Genomic DNA, 17,371 nt, shown 5'->3' with positions numbered 1-17,371 from the left:
CAGAAAGGTTGTGATGTTATGAAAAAACGGATTCTGATTGCTGAGGACGAACCAATTATTAGACTGGACTTAAAAATGATGCTTCGGAAAAACGGCTATGAGGTAGTCGGGGAAGCGGGAAATGGGGATCGAGCGATTGAACTCGCTTTTAAGTTGAAACCGGATCTTGTGTTAATGGATATAGAAATGCCAAAACTAACTGGGTTAAAAGCAAGCGAGGTTATTGGTCGTCAGTTAGATATACCAGTGTTGTTGATTACTGCATATAGTCAAAAAGAATTTATAGAGAAGTCTAGGCAAGATAATATTATGGGATATTTAGTTAAACCCGTTTCTGAAGGTAGCTTAATTCCAGCAATGATGATTGCACTTCAACAAGCGAAGAGGACGCAAACATTAAAACAATCTTTGCAACTAACACAATCAAAAATTCAAAAGCGAACGATGATTGAACGAACAAAAGGGCAACTTTAAGGATGAGTTATTTAATAAAACGCTAAAGTAAAGCAAGTAGTAAAAATGTTTTTTCTACTATAATAAACTTAATCTCACTTAAAATAGAAAGGTTAAATCTTTCTATTTTAAGTGGGATTTTTATATTCAAATATAAATACAGGTCATTGTGATGGAGTTTCTCTCTACTAAAAAATACATAACCTTATGTGAAATAATAATGCAGATAGGTATAAACCCTAATGATACCTAAGGTGAAGTTTAGTAGAATAATATGAAACTAATTATAAATCTCAGTCGTATAAAAATTAAGGAGCTTATGAATAGAAAAATCTACGATGAATATATAAAAACTTTATTAAGGGAAGTGTGTTATGCAATTTGAAGGTGCGATGTTAGAATATCGTTTGCAAAAAGATAAAGACAAATTTGAACCAATCTATTATTATACTAATATTGATTTATCACAAATTTTAACTAGAAGAGAATGTGAATTTTTTATTAAAGAAGGTAAGACTTATCAACAACTGTCTTCTGCTATTGAGGATGAGTTATTTGTAATTTATGTAAAAATATATGAAGAAACTCCAATTGAAATTAATGAACCCTTATATGAAGGTATAAAACTTGAATTTCGTGAATTAAATGCCTATAAAAATTATCCGCTTATAAAATTTGAATATATGACGAATCATTTAGATATTTTAAGTATTATCGGCAGTATATACACATATATCGAGGACAAGGAATGGGAGCGGGACTCAGCTGAAATTGATGAAGACCGAGGCGTATATGTTTTATATGTGAAGCCAACAGGATATACGCGTGTAACATAGGGAGGGGATTTTTAGAATGAAGAAGACAAAGAAAATGATGACAGGGGCATTAGCAGCTGCGGCTTTAGTAACGCTATCTGCTTGTGGGGACGAAAGGGGATATGCAGAGCCAACTGGAACGGATTGCGATGATTGGGATTGGGATAGTGAGACGGGTACGTATTATTGCGATGATAGTCATTCAACACATGCCGGGGGTTACTATCATGGAGGAAAATATTATAACTCAAAAAATTCGTTACAAAAAAGTGCTGATTATAAAAGTTATGTATCGAATTACAAATCAGGTATAGGTAGTGGTTCAAAAGGCGGTTTTGGAGGATAAAGATGAATCAATTTCGTGAAAATCGGCAACAGTTTTTTAGCCAGATAAAGGATTTTTGGCATGACATATATGGTATGGAATATGCTCTATTTGATATTAAGCGAGAAAGTGCTGAAACGATCAATAAGATTCGTCAAGCAACCGACCAGATTGGCCATATTTTTTATAAGTTGGCTGCTTTGTTGCGTATGGTAGATGATGAGACACTTTTGCGACTTGGATTTCCCACTGAAACTCACTCTTTCATCCGTTTGCAAACACTTCCAATAGAAAGTGTCATCGCTCGTTTAGATTTAGTAGTGACTGAGGAACAAGTAAAATTGCTTGAAATAAACGCAGATACACCTACGTTTATAAAAGAAACTTTTTTTGTGAATGGGAAAGTGTGTGAACAGTTTGAGATGAAAAATCCAAACGACGGATGCGAAGATCAATTAAAACAAGCAATTTTGAAAGCTGTAACGTCGTCGCTTCGTTCGAGGGGAAGATATGGAGCTAACAATATTGTTTTCGCTGCACACTCGGAGCATGAAGAAGATAAACTGACAACGATGTATTTAAAGGAACTCACTGGATTAAAAAGTCAGTATATGGACTTTAAGCAATTACAACTTGTAGATGAGCCGATTTTAGAAAATGAAGAAGTTGTCCTACCACAAGGTCTTTATGATATAGACGGAGAAAAAATCGATGTTTTATATAGACAAACGTATCCAATTGAACATTTAATAGATGATGAAGATCCCTTGACGAAAGAAAAAGTAGGTCAATCGTTAATGAAGCTAGTTGAACAACAAGATGTAGCTATTGTGAATCCTCCTTCTGCTTTTTTACTACAATCTAAGGCAATAATGGCGCTTATTTGGGGGCTACATGAGGAACAGCATTCTTTTTATACACGTGAAGAACATAACGCGATACATAAATATTTTTTACCAACTTATCTAGATCCAGATATGTTTTTACAACAAGGACAAAGTTTTGTAAAAAAGCCTGCATTTGGCCGCGAAGGAGATACTGTCGAGATTTTTTCAAATACAGGTAAAAAAATTGCGGAAGATATTCATAAAACATATAAAGATGAACTTCCTGTTTATCAACAGTTTATAGAGCTACCACAAACTATTATTCAAACAGAACGAGGCGCCAAACGAGCGCATTATATGTATGGTTGCTTTTATATTAATGGTAAGGCAAGTGCAATCGGCATTCGCGCTGGGGGACAAATTACAGATAACGGATCTTATTTTTTACCAATAGGTTATTAGAAAATTGTAAGAATTTAAGAGATTGAATCAAACTAAAGTTATCATAAAAGGAGTGTGTAAAGGAATGGGATTTTTCTCATTAGATAGTTTTTTAAATTTTTTATTATATATAGGCACCGGATTTATTCTCATTTTGATTGGTATTGTTGCATTTGCTTTTACAACAAAATTTTCAGAGTGGAAATTAATTAAAGAAGGCAATATGGCAGTTGCATTGAAGTTATGGGGAAAGGTGATTGGATTAGGCATCACCTTATATACAGTATGGTCATCGAGTGTTCATATACTGGATGCTTTTATTTGGGGGTTAATCGGAATTGCTACACAAGTAGTTGTGTATTTGATTATTGAATACGTGTTAACACCAAAAACAAGCTTGGAGAAAAAAGTTGAAGAAGGAAATACTGCAGTAGGCTTCAGTTTATTTGCAGTGGGCATTACGGTGGGGTTAATTATAGCAGGAAGTTTGTCATATTAAGAAAATATATTTGATAAAACTATAATAATACATTAAAGAGAGCATGTTTTTTATTTATGAAAAGACATGCTCTTTCTTTATTGAATGTTCACATCTGAGGCACATCGCCACTATGCTGTTTTCTTTTGTTTGGATACAGGAACAGATCGATTTAAAATACTATTGGCTATCATTCCAATCATGATAATGATCATACCGATTAAAGATAAACCAACAGGCCAGGAACCGTTTAATAAAAGGATTTCGCCAAGAACAGTAAATACCAATGTTCCAGCTTGTGTTGCCTCTACTGCCCCTAATAAAGAAAGGTTATTTTTCGCTAAGTCAGTAGCGAAGAAAAATGTCATTGTGGCGATAACACCTGAACATAATGCTAATAAGAAACCTTGCATGATTTGCCCAGATGTTGGTATGCCCGTTGTAGTCCAACCATAAATCGCTAATATGATACTGACAGGAAGGCTACCAATCGCCATGCCTAATACGCGTTGAAATGTATCTAAGCGGCCAGCAACAACTTCCATCATTTTTCTATTACCGAAAGGATATAAGAATGCGGCGATGACTACAGGGAGGAAGCCGTATAAAAATTGAGAAACAGTAATATCCCCAGCTTCTGTTAATTGCATACAAATGACACCTGTTAAAATAAATAAGGAAACGAGTAAGCTTCGCATAGGAATTTTACCGCGCACTCGTTTAACTTCTGACTTTGTCTCCAATGTAATAAAAAATAGCGGAGATAATAACAAACCAGCTAAAATGGTTATTTGCCATGTACCTGCTACGAGCCATGCAGGACTAAATACAGCAGCAAAACTTAATAAGGAATAAAATCCAACCCCGGCTATTGTACCGTAACCAAACCATGCCAAAGGATGTTTACGCATTTCTACCCATAGTGGACGAAGGTTTTTGCGAAATAGGACGATAAAGAATAAAATGGGTAAAGCGAATAAAAATCGGAAGGAAGCAGTCCAAGCCCAGCTTGTACCTGATACGTTCATAACTCGATTTATAATAAATGTAGCTGAAAAAAACGCAGATGATAAAATACCTAATAAGATAGCACGCATTTCGTTCGCTCCTTTCTGAATATATATTATAATATAATTATTAATACAAAAAGTAAACTATAATATACCGAAAGTGGGGTTTCATATGAAAGAACAAGAGGATATGCAAACAAAAGAAGTAATTATGCAAGTCGGTCAACTGTTACGACAAATAAGGAATGAACAGAAATTAAGTTTAGAAGAGTTAGCGAAAAAAACGGGTGTTAGTAAATTAACTCTAGGGAAAATTGAGAGAGGAGAAACGAATCCTACATTAGGCGTCATTTGGAAGATTACAAAAGGATTATCCATTCCGTTATCACGCCTTATGGTTATAGAAGATATAGTAAATGTTGCACGCTGTGGAGAAGGATTTACTATAGAAGAAAATCAAATGTGGCGATTAGAAACTATATTTCGTTACAAAAAAGAAACAGGATTGGAAATGCATCGTGCTTGTTTGCAACCGAATAGCATATATGAGGCAGAACCTCATCATGAAGGAGCTATCGAATTTGTAACAGTAATGAAAGGGAAAATTTCGATTCAAGTTGGACAAGAAATATATGAATTAAACGAATTTGATTCTATTCAATTTGAAGCAAATAGAAATCATAGCTATGAAAACACAGGAGATGAAGTTGCAGTTCTCCATTTAACAATGAAATATTTATCTTGAAATAAGTCATCATTCTAGTATATCTTCATTCATTTATATATTCGTCGCTGCGATTTTATGCGGGGGGCCAGTTACCCCCTCTGGAGCTGGAAGCGGTATTGGCAGAGCCAGCGGTGGACAGAATCAATCGTTCTAGTTGATGGTGGTTTAACTTTATATTTAAGAAAAATCCCGAATATGGAACGTTATTCGGGATTTTGTTTTTCTTATCTTGTCTTTTTAATTTATCCTAAAACCTTCTAAGCATGGGAGAAAAATTTTATACTTTTTCTCCACCATCTATACTTTTTTACGTAAAATCAAATACTTGTTTTATATTAACTTTCATCAAAAAGATTTTGCAACGGTATCCAATTACGCTTCAAACTAGTAATCTATTGTTTAGCACATAATGTGGCTAACACGGTTTTAGTTAAGATGTTTGTTCCGATTTCAAGGGCATCTATATTAAAGCTCATATTCGGATGATGGAGACCTGGCGCAAGGTTACAGCCTAGGCCAATCATCGTTGCTTTTAATTCTGGGTTCTTGATAGTGTAAAAATGAAAATCGTCTCCACCAGAGGTGATGAGTGTAGGCATGATATTTTGTTCGCCAATGACTTCTGCAATGCCTTTATGTGCAAAATGAATAGCTTCCTCGTTTTGAACAGCAGCAGGCATGGCTGTCACGATGTTATAATGAATGTTTGCACCCGTGGTTGTACGTACACCGTTTATGAGTTGTTTAAATTTTTGTACCAAATCCTCCATCGCTTCATTCGTTTGTGCACGCAAATCTAGTCCGAATTGTCCATTCCCAGGAATGATATTACGGCTGTCACCTCCAGCACGAATATAGGTCATTTTAATGGAATGTGGTATTTGTGGATCAATACGAATTTGATTTAACTGTTCATTGATCAGCGTCATAGCATCTATAGCGTTGACTGTTAAATGAGGGCGTGCCCCATGACTATCGTCTCCTTTTACCTGTCCATCGATCATTTGACCTGCGCCATGTATAATAACTGGTGAAGCTACACCTAATGGGATTTCTTGGATTGGTCGCAAGTGGATGCCATATAGATATTCCACATCCTGTATAACGCCTTTCTCAATCATTTTTAAAGCGCCATTGCCTTTTTCTTCTGCTGGTTGAAAAATGAGGCGTAGCGTGCCATTGAAATTTTCATGCTGCATACATTTTGCCACACCTATTACCATGCTCATATGGGCATCGTGACCACATGAGTGATTCGCTTTAAAACAGCCATCGACTTCCTGCCATAGTGCATCAATATCTGCGCGGACCGCTACTATAGGATGGCCTTGGCCAAGGTCTGCATAAAGCCCTGTACAATCATTAAAAGTAGTCACCTTATAGCCTAGCTCATGGAGAACGTCTTTCAAGTAATGTGTTGTATTCACCTCCTGCCAGCTTACCTCTGCATTTTCATGTAAGTAACGAAAATGTCGTAATAGTTCTTGCTTAATTTTCATGATGTAATCCCTCATTCCAAAATAGGTCTTTATAAGTAGTCTCATATTGTTGCTTTTGCTTTTCATATTGCTCTGGATAGTCTTGAATCATTTGATTCAAGATTGTATTCAATAACGAGGAAATGACAGGACCAGAGTCAATTGTAGACATATGTGACATCTTAGTAACAAATGTAGAATCAGCAATTTGAGTTATGGGAGCTATATCTGAATCTGTGATACCCACCACATAAACGCCACGTTCCTTTAATTCTTGTGTAATTTCAAGTGTATGTTTCATATAACGATTAAAAGAAAAGGTAACAACGACACTATTTTCATCTAAATTATTAATGTAAGAAAAATCATCCATATATAAATTTAAAATTCTACTATTTCCTCGTATTGTATTCAATGTGAAGCTAAACCAATGCGCAAAACCATAAGAGGCTCCACTTCCTAATACAACAATTTCCTTTGCAAGAGCAATCCGCTTAACTACCGTTTTAAAAACATCGGGGTCTATATTTTCAGCCGTTTTTTTTATATTGATTTGATCACGAATCATGACTTCCTCAATGCCTGTATGATTCGTTTGCTCTGTAAATGTTTGAGACAAACTCATCAAAGAATTTTTCAAATCAAAAATAGAATCCTGTACTTCATTTTGTAGATCAGTAAAACTCCCATAATTGATGGCATAAACAAATCGAATCACGCTTGTTTCGCTGACTCCAATCATATTAGCGATTTTCGTCGCGGAATTTGAAGCAAAAAGCTTTGGATTATCTTTTAAAAATAATGCAACCCGTTTTAATGTAGGGGATAAATCATCAAATTTTTCTTGTATTTTAGTCTCATATGCGTACAAGCTGATACCTCCGTTGAGTTTGAAGGAAACTCTTTTTTTTTCTGAAAAAATAAGCGTTTACTTTATTATATCATATTCACAATATATTTTATTTTCAATATTTTCAGAAAAATAATTGAATTTTTAAAAAATATTTGTTAGCTTAATATATGTTGAAGTATTCGCTTTAAATTATTTATAAATAAAGTGAATGCTTTTAGATCAAATATCACAAAGTCTTGGGGGGATCGACATGAAAAAAGCGAATTGGTTATTTTTAATGATTGTGGGTGTGCTTTTCGTGTTAGTAGCTTGTTCTTCAGATGATAGTGCTGGTGGTAAAGGAGCAGAAAGTAATAAAGATTATTCAGAATTACAGATAGCTTATAATGCTCAGCCGCCAACATTAGATCCATTGATGACAACTGCGGTAGCTACACGTGATGTAGCTCGTAATATTTATGAATCGTTAGTAACACTAGATAAAGATTCGAAGGTTGTGCCTATGTTGGCGGAATCAGTGGAAGAAAGTGAAGATGGAAAAGTAATTACATTTAAATTAAGACAAGGTGTTAAATTCCATAATGGTGATGAGTTAACTGCCGAAGATGTCGTGGCATCTATGCAACGCTGGATGACAACGACAGGTTTAGGCAAAACCTATTTTGCGGATGCAACATTTGAAAAAGTAGATGATACAACAGTGCGATTAGTCATGCCGAAGCGACTCTTTATTGCGCTCCATTTATTGGCAGATCCAAGTCAAATTGCAATTATTACAACGGAAGAAGCAAATGCTTCATCGGCTGCTGATGGCTTAACAGAATTTGTTGGAACAGGTCCATATAAATTCGTGGAGTGGAAAAATGACCAATATATTCATTTGGGGAAATTTAATGACTATGTAGCTGTGGATAGTCCAGCCAATGGATTATCAGGGAAAAAAGAGGCACATTATGAAAATATTTATTTTAATATTGTAACCGATGCTTCAACACGTTTTGCTGGCATTCAAACAGGGGAATACCAAGTAGCTAATGCGATCCCATTCGACAATGTGGCGCAATTAGAAACGTCTGATACTGTTAAAACTTCTATTAATCATAATGGATTTAATGCTGTTGTATTTAACAAGCGAGCGGGACTATTTGCCAAAAAGGAAGCGCGTCAAGCTGTAAATGCTGCGCTTGATCAAGAAGCAATTTTGAGAGCGGCGTTTTCGAGCCCAGAATTTTACGAATTAGAACATAATTTAATGATTAAAGATCAAACAGACTGGTATTCAGATGCAGGTAGAGATCAATACAATCAAAAAGATACTAACAAGGCAAAAGCTCTATTAAAACAAGCTGGCTATAATGGGGAAGAGATCGTTATTTTATCAACACGTGATTATGAAGACCATTACAATGCAGCCGTTGTAGTTCAACAACAATTAGAAAGTCTTGGCATGAAAGTGAAGCTTGATATTTATGATTGGCCAACTGTTCAACAGCGTCGTACAGATGAAAAGGCATATGATATTTTTATTACTGGTTTCCCAACAGAGCCTGTACCTAATAAATATGTGTTCTTGGATTCCAAAGGAGAATGGGCAGGTTGGACAAATAGCCCTAAAATTGATGATTTATTAGGAAAAATTGCAGGTGCTGCAACACAGGAAGAGGCGAAGGGTTATTACAGTGACTTAATGGTTGAAGTATATGATTATGTACCAATTATTAAATTTGGTAACAAAACGACAGTAACAGCATATGATACGTCCGTTGAGGGCTATGATTTCTTGCAAGGTATCATTTTATGGAATTTGAAGTAAATTCATTAGGGGGGAAGAGCTTGTGTTGAACTTTATACTGAAACGAATACTGTCACTTATACCTGTACTATTTGTTGTATCAGTTGTCGTCTTTTTATTAGTTCATATAACGCCTGGTGATCCAGCTTCAGTTATGCTAGGTCCTGAAGCCTCTCCTCAGGAGGTGGCTGAGCTTCAGAAGGAGCTTGGCCTCAACCGTCCTATTTTGGAACAATATGTGACTTGGGTAGGAGATATATTTAAGGGCGATTTAGGAACATCACTGTTTATGAAACAACCCGTATTAACAGCTTTTTTGGAGCATTTAGGTCCAACGTTTTCATTGGCTATTATGGCTCAGTTGTTTGCCATTGTGCTAGCTATTCCACTTGGTGTGCTTTCGGCTAAGTTTAGAGGATCAATATTAGATCAAACATTTATGGGCATTTCACTTGTTGGAATATCAGTTCCAAGCTTTCTACTCGGATTATTTTTAATTTTATTATTTGGAGTGGAGTTACGTTGGTTACCTGTTGCCGGCTATAAACCGTTAGAAGCAGGTTTAGATGTACATATCCGCTATTTAATTTTACCTGCCATTGCATTAGGTTCAATGCAGGCTGCTCTTATTGCCCGTATGACACGGTCTTCGATGCTGGATGTTTTATCGGCCAATTTCATTAAGACAGCACGTGCAAAAGGGGTAAAGGAATTTATTATTACAATGAAACATTCATTACGAAATGCATTTATTCCGATCTTAACGATTATCGGTCAAACCTTTGGAACTTTAGTAGCTGGTGCAGCTGTCGTTGAAACAGTATTTAATATCCCAGGCATTGGTCAATTGATTATTAACTCAGTAGAAAGACGTGACTTTGAAGTAATTCAAGGGGTTGTTTTGTTAATCGCAGTTAGCTACGTAACTATCAATTTAGTAATTGATTTACTATATGGTATTGTTGATCCACGTTTACGAGTTGGGAAGAGATAGGGGGGAGTAAATTGAGTCAAGAACATTCTATGAATGATCTGTCAATCATTAAGAAGCAGATGAAGCAAAAGCAACGAACTCTATTTAGGAAGAAGTTTTTTAGCAACAAATTGGCTTTGACAGGCACCATTATTATGACCGTGATAATTATGTTCGCGATTTTGACCCCGTTGATCATCTCGACTTCTCCCTATACATTGGATACGGCGAATCGATTATTACCACCAAGTGCTGAACACTTTTTTGGCACCGATAACTACGGTCGAGATTTATTTAGTCGTGTTATGTATGGGGCACGTGTTTCATTAGTCATTGGCTTTTCTGTCGCATTGTTAACTTCTATTTTCGGGACAATTGTTGGATTATACGCAGCTTATTTTAAAAAGCTTGATAGTTTATTGATGCGAACTTCTGACGGTCTAATGGCATTTCCAGCCATCCTACTTGCGATTGCGATTATGGCATCACTCGGTGCAAATTTGGCTAATGTGATTATCGCTTTAACGATTGTATTTACGCCACTTGTTGCAAGAACTATTCGCTCCTCTGCATTAATCGTGAAGGAGCAAACATATGTTGAGGCATTGCGGGCACAGGGTGCAAATAGTACGCGTATCATTTGGTCGAATATTTTTCCGAATGTCATTTCACCATTAATTGTTCAAGCTACTTTTATTTTTGCAGATGCCATTATTGTAGAGGCTGCACTTAGCTTTTTAGGAGCCGGGATTCCTGCGCCTGAACCGAGTTGGGGCAATTTGTTATATGATGGCAAAACGGTTATTTTCAATGCATGGTGGATGACAATATTCCCGGGTATTGCAATTATGTTAACGGTTTTAGGATTAAATCTATTTGGTGATGGATTGCGAGACTTGCTAGATCCGCATAATAAATCGAAGAAGTAGTAAGGGGGTGTTATTACGATGACAGATACTTTACTTGAAATTGAGCATTTAAAAGTTCATTTTGATACAGAGGAAAAGACAGTAACAGCTGTCGATGATGTTTCTTTCACTGTTAAAAAAGGAGAAATCGTTGGTGTAGTGGGAGAATCCGGCTGTGGTAAAAGTGTTACAGCGGAATCTATTTTACGACTTCTCGATGAGAAGCATACGAAATATGAGGGTGAAATTCGTCTCGAAGGTCAAAATTTATTAGCGAAATCTGCAAAAGAGATGCGAGAAATCCGTGGTAATGATATAGCTATGATTTTTCAAGATCCGATGAGTTCATTAAACCCAGTTTACACTGTGGGGGATCAAATTATGGAGGCTCTCCTCCTTCATCAAAATGTTTCAAAAGAACAGGCGCGCGTGAAAGCGATCGACATGCTGAAATTGACGGGTATTCCAGCACCGGAGAAACGGATTGATGAGTTTCCACATCAGCTTTCGGGGGGGATGCGTCAACGGGTCATGATTGCGATGGCACTTTGCTGTCAGCCTGCACTTTTAATTGCTGATGAACCAACAACAGCGTTAGATGTGACAACGCAATCACAAATTTTAGACTTAATAAAAGATTTAAAAGAGCAATTTAATATGGGGACGATAATGATTACGCATGATTTAGGAGTTGTGGCTGAAGTTTGTGAAAAAGTGGTTGTCATGTATTTGGGACAAGTTATTGAAGAAAGTGATGTATTTTCGATTTTTGATCAGCCTCTTCATCCATATACACAAGGCTTATTAAAATCAATTCCTACTATAGAAGGAAGTCGTGAGGAAAAGCTGTATGTGATTGAAGGAAAGGTGCCGACATTAAATCAAATACCTGCAGGTTGTCGTTTTGCTCCACGCTGTGAGTTCCAGACAGAAGAATGTCGCATATCTCAACCAACACTTGAAAGCTACGGAGACCGTAAAGTTAGATGTTGGCACTTTGAAGAAATTCAAGGGAAGCGGGAGGTGACAATTTATGGATAATAAAGAAACGATTTTACAAATAAAAAACTTAAAAACCTTCTTTCCTGTTAGTGGTGGTGTTGGAGGAGAAAAAAGATATGTCAAAGCAGTAAATAATGTGTCCTTTGAGCTTACTAAAGGAGAGACATATAGCTTAGTTGGAGAATCTGGTTGCGGAAAAAGTACTACAGGGCGTTCGATTTTGCGGCTCATTGAACCTACAGATGGCGAAATAATTTACCAAGGACAGACAATTAATAAGCTAAAACAAAAAGAAATGATGCAAATTCGTCGTGGTTTACAAATGGTGTTTCAAGATCCTTATTCATCTTTAAATCCACGTAAACGTATCGGAAGAATATTAGAAGAAACCTTGAAAATACACCATATTGGCACGAAGCAAGAGCGTACACAAAAAGTGATGGATATTTTAAATAAAGTAGGGTTCCAAAATGAACATTATTTTAGATTTCCACATGAATTTTCTGGTGGGCAGCGTCAGCGCATAGGATTAGCACGAGCGCTCATCATGAATCCAGATATTGTTATCTGTGATGAGCCTGTATCAGCATTAGATGTATCCATTCAATCACAAGTGCTAAATTTATTAGAAGATTTACAAAAAGAATTTAATTTAACATTATTGTTTATTTCTCATGACTTAAGTGTTGTACGCCATATTTCCAATCGAATTGGCGTAATGTACTTAGGTAAGCTAGTAGAAGAAACAACGACAGATGAAATTTTTAACAATCCAATGCATCCTTACACGAAAGCACTATTATCTGCAATTCCTGTGCCCAATCCACGAATTAAACGTGAAAAGATTAAGTTGCAAGGTGAAATCCCTTCTCCATTGGATCCACCGACAGGCTGTGTTTTCCAGACGAGATGCCCTTTTGCAATGGAAAAATGCAGGACGGTGGAGCCAGAGCTGTTCGAACATTCACCTGACCATAAAACGGCCTGCCATTTATATTACAAATAGGGAGTGTTGAGAAATGAAAATTGAAAAAATAATAGTCCGTAAAATGAAAATGACTATGAAAACACCATTTGAAACAAGTTTTATGACGCAGCAAGAACGCATCTTCTTAATTATTGAAGCGTATGGTGAGAAGCATGTTGGTTATGGAGAATGTGTAGTTTCCGCCTATCCTTATTATGGAGAAGAAACAGCTTCAACGGCATTCTCTATTATTGATGAATTTTTAATACCACTTGTTATTGGTCAGGAATTTAACCACCCAGATGAGGTAAATAAGAAATTTGCTCGTGTGCGACGTAATAATATGGCAAAATCTGCTGTGGAAGCGGCTATTTGGGATTTATATGCAAAAGAGCAGGGGATACCTTTAGCACAAGCACTTGGAGGAGAGAAAAAAGAAATTACAGTTGGCATTAGCATAGGCATTGAAGATGATACGAATGTATTGCTAGCAAGCATTGAAGCTTATTTAAAACAAGGATTTAAAAAAATTAAGATTAAAATTAAGCCCGGAAAAGATATCGAAGTACTGCGTACAATCCGTGAGCGCTTCGGTGATATTGCTTTAATGGCAGATGCCAATTCGGCCTACTCATTAGAAGATCTAGCATTATTTAAAGAGATGGATCAATTAAATTTATTGATGATTGAGCAACCGCTAGAGCATGATGATATTGTCGATCATCGAAAATTACAAAGCGAACTCAATACACCGATTTGCTTAGATGAAAGTATTCATTCATACGATGATGCTAGACGTGCAATTGAACTTGGTAGCTGCAAAGTGATTAATATAAAGGTAGGGCGTGTTGGAGGCTTATCTGAGGCTAAAAAGATTCATGATCTATGTGAGCAGCATCAAATCCCCGTATGGTGTGGGGGGATGCTGGAATCAGGGATTGGTCGTGCTCATAATATTGCGATTACAACACTGCCAAACTTTATCATACCTGGTGATACAGCACCGTCTGCCCGCTATTGGCATGAGGACATTATTGAGCCAGAAATTGTCATGGATGACCAAGGACATATCCAAGTTTCTGACCTACCTGGTATTGGGTATAATGTAGTGCAAGATAAACTAGAAAAATACACACTAGAAAAATATATTTACGAAGCATAATAAAAGCCTCCCAGCTATAAAGATGGGGGCTTTAGTAGATACACTAGACCCGAAAATTGTGAAGGTTAAAATAAGTTTTATGAGCAAAAGTTCTTCCTACAATCACTTCGTCCTAATAATCGACTCGATGCTCGCCAGAAGAAAAGCGAGTAGTCCGTATCGGAAACCAGCGTCTTGTAATAAATAAAATTGAATAAAAACTGCTAATCAGCGCACCTATTAGTCTGTATAATAGGTGCGTGATTTTTATAATTTAAATTTTTTAAGCTCTACAGACAATGTGTTTGTCAAGACTTGAAGTTCTGATACCTTTTCACTAATTTTCTGGAAGGATTGTAGTTGCTCTTGGGAAGAAGCAGATATTTCTTCTGTTCCCGCTGCGGTTTCTTCCGTAATAGCTGAAATGTTTTCAATGGCGCTGTTCATTTGCTGGCTCATTTCGCTTGTTTGCTCCATGTCCTCAGTAAGATGCTGTAACTGATCATTTATGTCTAACACATGAGTTGCGATCGCTTCAAATGACTTTTCTGTAACGGTCATCGATTGTAATTGTTCTTTTGACAGCTGATGTCCCTGCTCTGCCGTAGAAAGAATGAGCGTAATGCCATCTTGTATATGTGTAACCATAGAAGAGATGAAAGCCGTTGCTTTTTCGGTTTCATGAGATAGTTTTTTGACTTCCTTTGCCACAATTGCGAATCCTTTTCCAGCTTCCCCTGCACGTGCCGCTTCGATGGCAGCATTTAATGCTAAGAGATTTGTTTGATCTGCAATAGCATGGACTGCATTAGCAGCACCTTCAATTTCTGTTGTAAATTGAGAGAATTGAGTAACAGCCTCTTTGATGTTAATCGAAGTGGATGATATATCCTTCGCGATAGAGGATTGCTTTTCTAGTGAACTACGACCATTTTGAACGGCTGTAAGTGCCTGGTTGCCGTTTATTGCTGATTGTTCACTTGTCTGCTGAACAGTAGTAAATTGATCAGCCATCGTATTCATAAGGATAGCAGTTGATTGGATATCTTCTGAAATAGTGAGGCTGCCCTTCGCCAATTCGTCCGTTGATGTAGCAATTTGTTTATTGCCCTCGTTAACGGTTTCAATATAGCTTGTGACATCCTTTGTAAAGAGACCAACATTTTTTCCTACATTATCAATGGATTGTACCGTGCTTTTTAAGCTAACAATCATTTTGGAAAAGTTCTCAGTCAGTTGATCGATTTCATTTCGACTGCTTTTCTTATAGGATAGGGAAGAGGTGTCAATTGTCAAATTCCCTGCAGCCACCGCTTGTGCATAATCTACAATTTGGTTAATTGGATTTGTAATTCTTTTCGTTGCGACATACGAAAAAATGATAGTAGCAATAATTAAAAGGATACTTCCGATTATTGTTGTTGTAGTAATGAAAGAAATTTTTTGCTTTGCCAAATCATTCGTTTCTTTATACCATTCATTTGTTTCTTTTTTCAGTAGATACATATCGTTCAAAATACCGGCTATTCTTATTGCTTGTTTTTTTATCTCAGGACGATTGTGAGCAAGAAACCCTGCATCTGAAGCTTTTGCTAACTCGTCGTATTTACCCTCGATTTTTTTGATGATAGCCTTATGATCAGGTACTTTTGCAATCGTTGAGAGTTTTTCTAAATTTACTTTCGTTTCTTTTAAAATGGAAAGGGCTTCATTTTTATTGGCCTCACTAGCTAAATATGTGTAATTATTTAGTGATTGGCTCGCTACAACTAAACTTTGCTCAAGTTCTTTCACTGCCAGTAATAGCTCTGTATCATCTTCTGCAGTAGTTTGTATATCAAATGTTTGAACGATAATAAAGCCAATCATAGCCATTGCGAGGACAATGGGTATAAGTATGTTCATAAATAGTTTTTTTCGAAGTGTCACTGACTGTTCCCCTTTTCTGCAGTAACTTTTATTTTACCCGAGACAATATCTTCTTTCGCTTTTTCAATAGCAGTCTGTTGTTCAGGTGTAAGTTTAATATTACGTATATCCGCAAGTCCGACTCCGTTATCAGCTAAACCGAATGAAAACGATTTTTCAGAAATTTTCCCGTCCTCAACTAGTGTTTTAGCCATTTTAAAAACAGCTTGGTCGACATTTTTTAACATGGATGTTACGACAGTTTTTTCGGCTATGTAAAATTGATCAGTATCCACTCCCGCCGCATATATGCCCATTTCTTCAGCTTTTTTTATAGAGCCAAAGCCTGTGAATCCCGCTGCATGATAAATAAAATCTACACCGTTCTTTATGTAACGTTCTGCGATTGCGGCACCTGCCTCGGTATCATCAAAGTTTCCAGAGTACTCACTGACAATTTCGATTTTAGGATTAAAATATTGTGCTCCTTCGATAAAACCATTTTCGAAATGATGAATAACAGGAATATCTACACCACCAATAAATCCTATTTTTCCAGTTTTACTCGTCATTGCTGCAACCATTCCAAGTAAAAAGCTACCTTCCTGCTCTTTAAAGGTTATTGAAGTGATATTTGCAACATCTGATTGACCATCAATAAGGATGAATTGCTGATCAGGATATTTCTTCGCAATCTTTTCCAAAGCTTCCTGTACAGAGAAGCCAAGACCGATAATGACGTTATACTTTTCTGCGACAAGTTCCTCTAGCTTCTGTTCGTAATTGCCATCAGGCGCTTCTTTATAATCAAACAAAATACCTAGCTCATCTCGTGCTTTCTCAAGCCCTTTAAATGCTGAGTCATTAAACGATTCATCACCAAGACCTGCATCTGAGAGTAAGATCCCAATTTTATAGTCATCTTGCGCTTTTTCTGACGGAGTTGTTGAACAGCCTGCTACTATTAACAAAACTATTAAACAAAAGCCAATCATTAATTTTTTCAATATGAGTACCTCCCATTGTATGTATGATTTATTTCGGAAAAAAGTCGTTCTAAGTCAGATGTCAGACGAGGGTTTTTTTATTTTACCATTAAATACTATCAGATTTTTTACTATTTACTAGAGGGAAATGGGTTTAAATCATTCTCGAAATTTTCTAAGCACTGAGTATTTAGTTCGTTTATTAATGAATTTTTTCTATTTGTATAGTGAAAAAGGTAGGAGTATATTGTGAAATATTTATATATATTGCAAAATTAACCCTTATA

Annotated in this window: 17 protein-coding genes; 12 read left to right on the top strand and 5 right to left on the bottom strand. The window is 36.5% G+C overall.

From position 1 onward, the window contains the following. The first annotated feature begins 18 nt into the window (after nucleotides 1-18). The 5 genes from ACQKMI_RS06890 (at nucleotide 19) to ACQKMI_RS06870 (ending at nucleotide 3,360) form a co-directional block, all read left to right on the top strand. A complete protein-coding gene (locus ACQKMI_RS06890) occupies nucleotides 19-474 on the top strand; it encodes an ANTAR domain-containing response regulator (RefSeq protein ID WP_427487889.1) in 456 nt (151 codons plus the stop codon). Between the two features lie 353 nt (nucleotides 475-827). Then, nucleotides 828-1,289 carry a hypothetical protein gene (locus ACQKMI_RS06885; RefSeq protein WP_427487888.1) on the top strand — a complete coding sequence of 154 codons (462 nt, stop codon included), beginning with the start codon at nucleotides 828-830 and terminating at the stop codon, nucleotides 1,287-1,289. 16 nt (nucleotides 1,290-1,305) lie between these two features. Then, entirely contained in the window at nucleotides 1,306-1,614 is a 309-nt protein-coding gene (locus ACQKMI_RS06880; RefSeq protein ID WP_323649422.1) for a hypothetical protein, read from the top strand. A gap of 2 nt (nucleotides 1,615-1,616) precedes the next feature. Continuing rightward, the gene (locus ACQKMI_RS06875; RefSeq protein WP_427487887.1) at nucleotides 1,617-2,882 is read left to right on the top strand and encodes a glutathionylspermidine synthase family protein; all 1,266 of its coding nucleotides are present in this window, start codon (nucleotides 1,617-1,619) and stop codon (nucleotides 2,880-2,882) included. A 64-nt stretch (nucleotides 2,883-2,946) separates the two neighbouring features. Further along, the gene (locus tag ACQKMI_RS06870; RefSeq protein ID WP_427487886.1) at nucleotides 2,947-3,360 is read left to right on the top strand and encodes a DUF350 domain-containing protein; all 414 of its coding nucleotides are present in this window, start codon (nucleotides 2,947-2,949) and stop codon (nucleotides 3,358-3,360) included. Between the two features lie 110 nt (nucleotides 3,361-3,470). On the opposite strand, the gene ACQKMI_RS06865 is transcribed toward ACQKMI_RS06870, so the two are convergent. Next, nucleotides 3,471-4,436: a DMT family transporter gene (locus tag ACQKMI_RS06865; RefSeq protein ID WP_427487885.1), complete on the bottom strand. Its 966-nt coding sequence runs from the start codon at nucleotides 4,434-4,436 to the stop codon at nucleotides 3,471-3,473. Between the two features lie 85 nt (nucleotides 4,437-4,521). Between ACQKMI_RS06865 and ACQKMI_RS06860 the strand changes: the two genes are divergently transcribed. After that, nucleotides 4,522-5,094 (top strand): helix-turn-helix domain-containing protein, encoded by a 573-nt coding sequence (locus ACQKMI_RS06860; RefSeq protein ID WP_427416187.1) that lies wholly within the window; start codon nucleotides 4,522-4,524, stop codon nucleotides 5,092-5,094. A 374-nt stretch (nucleotides 5,095-5,468) separates the two neighbouring features. Here ACQKMI_RS06860 and ACQKMI_RS06855 read toward each other — a convergent pair whose 3' ends face one another. Then, entirely contained in the window at nucleotides 5,469-6,575 is a 1,107-nt protein-coding gene (locus tag ACQKMI_RS06855; RefSeq protein ID WP_427487884.1) for a M20 peptidase aminoacylase family protein, read from the bottom strand. Further along, a complete protein-coding gene (locus tag ACQKMI_RS06850; protein ID WP_427487883.1) occupies nucleotides 6,565-7,425 on the bottom strand; it encodes a MurR/RpiR family transcriptional regulator in 861 nt (286 codons plus the stop codon). Before ACQKMI_RS06850 ends, ACQKMI_RS06855 begins: the two co-directional genes overlap by 11 nt. A 232-nt stretch (nucleotides 7,426-7,657) precedes the next feature. Between ACQKMI_RS06850 and ACQKMI_RS06845 the strand changes: the two genes are divergently transcribed. The 6 genes from ACQKMI_RS06845 to menC are packed head-to-tail and all read left to right on the top strand — an operon-like array spanning nucleotide 7,658 to nucleotide 14,211. After that, nucleotides 7,658-9,220, top strand: coding sequence for an ABC transporter substrate-binding protein (locus ACQKMI_RS06845; RefSeq protein WP_427487882.1), 1,563 nt, complete (start codon nucleotides 7,658-7,660; stop codon nucleotides 9,218-9,220). Nucleotides 9,221-9,242: 22 nt separating this feature from the next. Further along, nucleotides 9,243-10,193, top strand: coding sequence for an ABC transporter permease (locus ACQKMI_RS06840; RefSeq protein WP_427487881.1), 951 nt, complete (start codon nucleotides 9,243-9,245; stop codon nucleotides 10,191-10,193). Between the two features lie 11 nt (nucleotides 10,194-10,204). Next, nucleotides 10,205-11,101, top strand: a complete 897-nt coding sequence (locus ACQKMI_RS06835; protein ID WP_427487880.1) for an ABC transporter permease — start codon at nucleotides 10,205-10,207, stop codon at nucleotides 11,099-11,101. A gap of 18 nt (nucleotides 11,102-11,119) precedes the next feature. Continuing rightward, a complete protein-coding gene (locus tag ACQKMI_RS06830) occupies nucleotides 11,120-12,121 on the top strand; it encodes an ABC transporter ATP-binding protein (RefSeq protein WP_427487879.1) in 1,002 nt (333 codons plus the stop codon). Next, the gene (locus ACQKMI_RS06825) at nucleotides 12,114-13,088 is read left to right on the top strand and encodes an ABC transporter ATP-binding protein (protein ID WP_427487878.1); all 975 of its coding nucleotides are present in this window, start codon (nucleotides 12,114-12,116) and stop codon (nucleotides 13,086-13,088) included. The genes ACQKMI_RS06830 and ACQKMI_RS06825 overlap by 8 nt, the downstream gene beginning before the upstream one ends. Before the next feature lie 13 nt (nucleotides 13,089-13,101). Next, nucleotides 13,102-14,211 carry an o-succinylbenzoate synthase gene (gene menC, locus ACQKMI_RS06820; protein ID WP_427487877.1) on the top strand — a complete coding sequence of 370 codons (1,110 nt, stop codon included), beginning with the start codon at nucleotides 13,102-13,104 and terminating at the stop codon, nucleotides 14,209-14,211. Nucleotides 14,212-14,457: 246 nt separating this feature from the next. Here menC and ACQKMI_RS06815 read toward each other — a convergent pair whose 3' ends face one another. Both ACQKMI_RS06815 and ACQKMI_RS06810 read right to left on the bottom strand, forming a co-directional pair. Continuing rightward, on the bottom strand, nucleotides 14,458-16,119 hold the full coding sequence (locus ACQKMI_RS06815; RefSeq protein ID WP_427487876.1) for a methyl-accepting chemotaxis protein: 1,662 nt from the start codon (nucleotides 16,117-16,119) through the stop codon (nucleotides 14,458-14,460). Beyond that, nucleotides 16,116-17,105 (bottom strand): BMP family lipoprotein, encoded by a 990-nt coding sequence (locus ACQKMI_RS06810; RefSeq protein ID WP_427487875.1) that lies wholly within the window; start codon nucleotides 17,103-17,105, stop codon nucleotides 16,116-16,118. Before ACQKMI_RS06810 ends, ACQKMI_RS06815 begins: the two co-directional genes overlap by 4 nt. Nucleotides 17,106-17,371: the final 266 nt, after the last annotated feature.

Source organism: Lysinibacillus sp. NPDC097214 (assembly GCF_050277945.1).
GTDB lineage: Bacteria > Bacillota > Bacilli > Bacillales_A > Planococcaceae > Lysinibacillus > Lysinibacillus xylanilyticus_B.
This window is presented reverse-complemented; position numbering and strand designations above follow the sequence as displayed.

What these genes read in the sequence shown, in the direction of transcription:
- ACQKMI_RS06890 (WP_427487889.1), top strand. Translation starts at nt 19, where the DNA reads ATGAAAAAACGGATTCTGATTGCTGAGGACGAACCAATTATTAGACTG.
- ACQKMI_RS06885 (WP_427487888.1), top strand. Translation starts at nt 828, where the DNA reads ATGCAATTTGAAGGTGCGATGTTAGAATATCGTTTGCAAAAAGATAAA.
- ACQKMI_RS06880 (WP_323649422.1), top strand. Translation starts at nt 1,306, where the DNA reads ATGAAGAAGACAAAGAAAATGATGACAGGGGCATTAGCAGCTGCGGCT.
- ACQKMI_RS06875 (WP_427487887.1), top strand. Translation starts at nt 1,617, where the DNA reads ATGAATCAATTTCGTGAAAATCGGCAACAGTTTTTTAGCCAGATAAAG.
- ACQKMI_RS06870 (WP_427487886.1), top strand. Translation starts at nt 2,947, where the DNA reads ATGGGATTTTTCTCATTAGATAGTTTTTTAAATTTTTTATTATATATA.
- ACQKMI_RS06865 (WP_427487885.1), bottom strand. Translation starts at nt 4,436, where the DNA reads ATGCGTGCTATCTTATTAGGTATTTTATCATCTGCGTTTTTTTCAGCT.
- ACQKMI_RS06860 (WP_427416187.1), top strand. Translation starts at nt 4,522, where the DNA reads ATGAAAGAACAAGAGGATATGCAAACAAAAGAAGTAATTATGCAAGTC.
- ACQKMI_RS06855 (WP_427487884.1), bottom strand. Translation starts at nt 6,575, where the DNA reads ATGAAAATTAAGCAAGAACTATTACGACATTTTCGTTACTTACATGAA.
- ACQKMI_RS06845 (WP_427487882.1), top strand. Translation starts at nt 7,658, where the DNA reads ATGAAAAAAGCGAATTGGTTATTTTTAATGATTGTGGGTGTGCTTTTC.
- ACQKMI_RS06830 (WP_427487879.1), top strand. Translation starts at nt 11,120, where the DNA reads ATGACAGATACTTTACTTGAAATTGAGCATTTAAAAGTTCATTTTGAT.
- ACQKMI_RS06825 (WP_427487878.1), top strand. Translation starts at nt 12,114, where the DNA reads ATGGATAATAAAGAAACGATTTTACAAATAAAAAACTTAAAAACCTTC.
- menC (WP_427487877.1), top strand. Translation starts at nt 13,102, where the DNA reads ATGAAAATTGAAAAAATAATAGTCCGTAAAATGAAAATGACTATGAAA.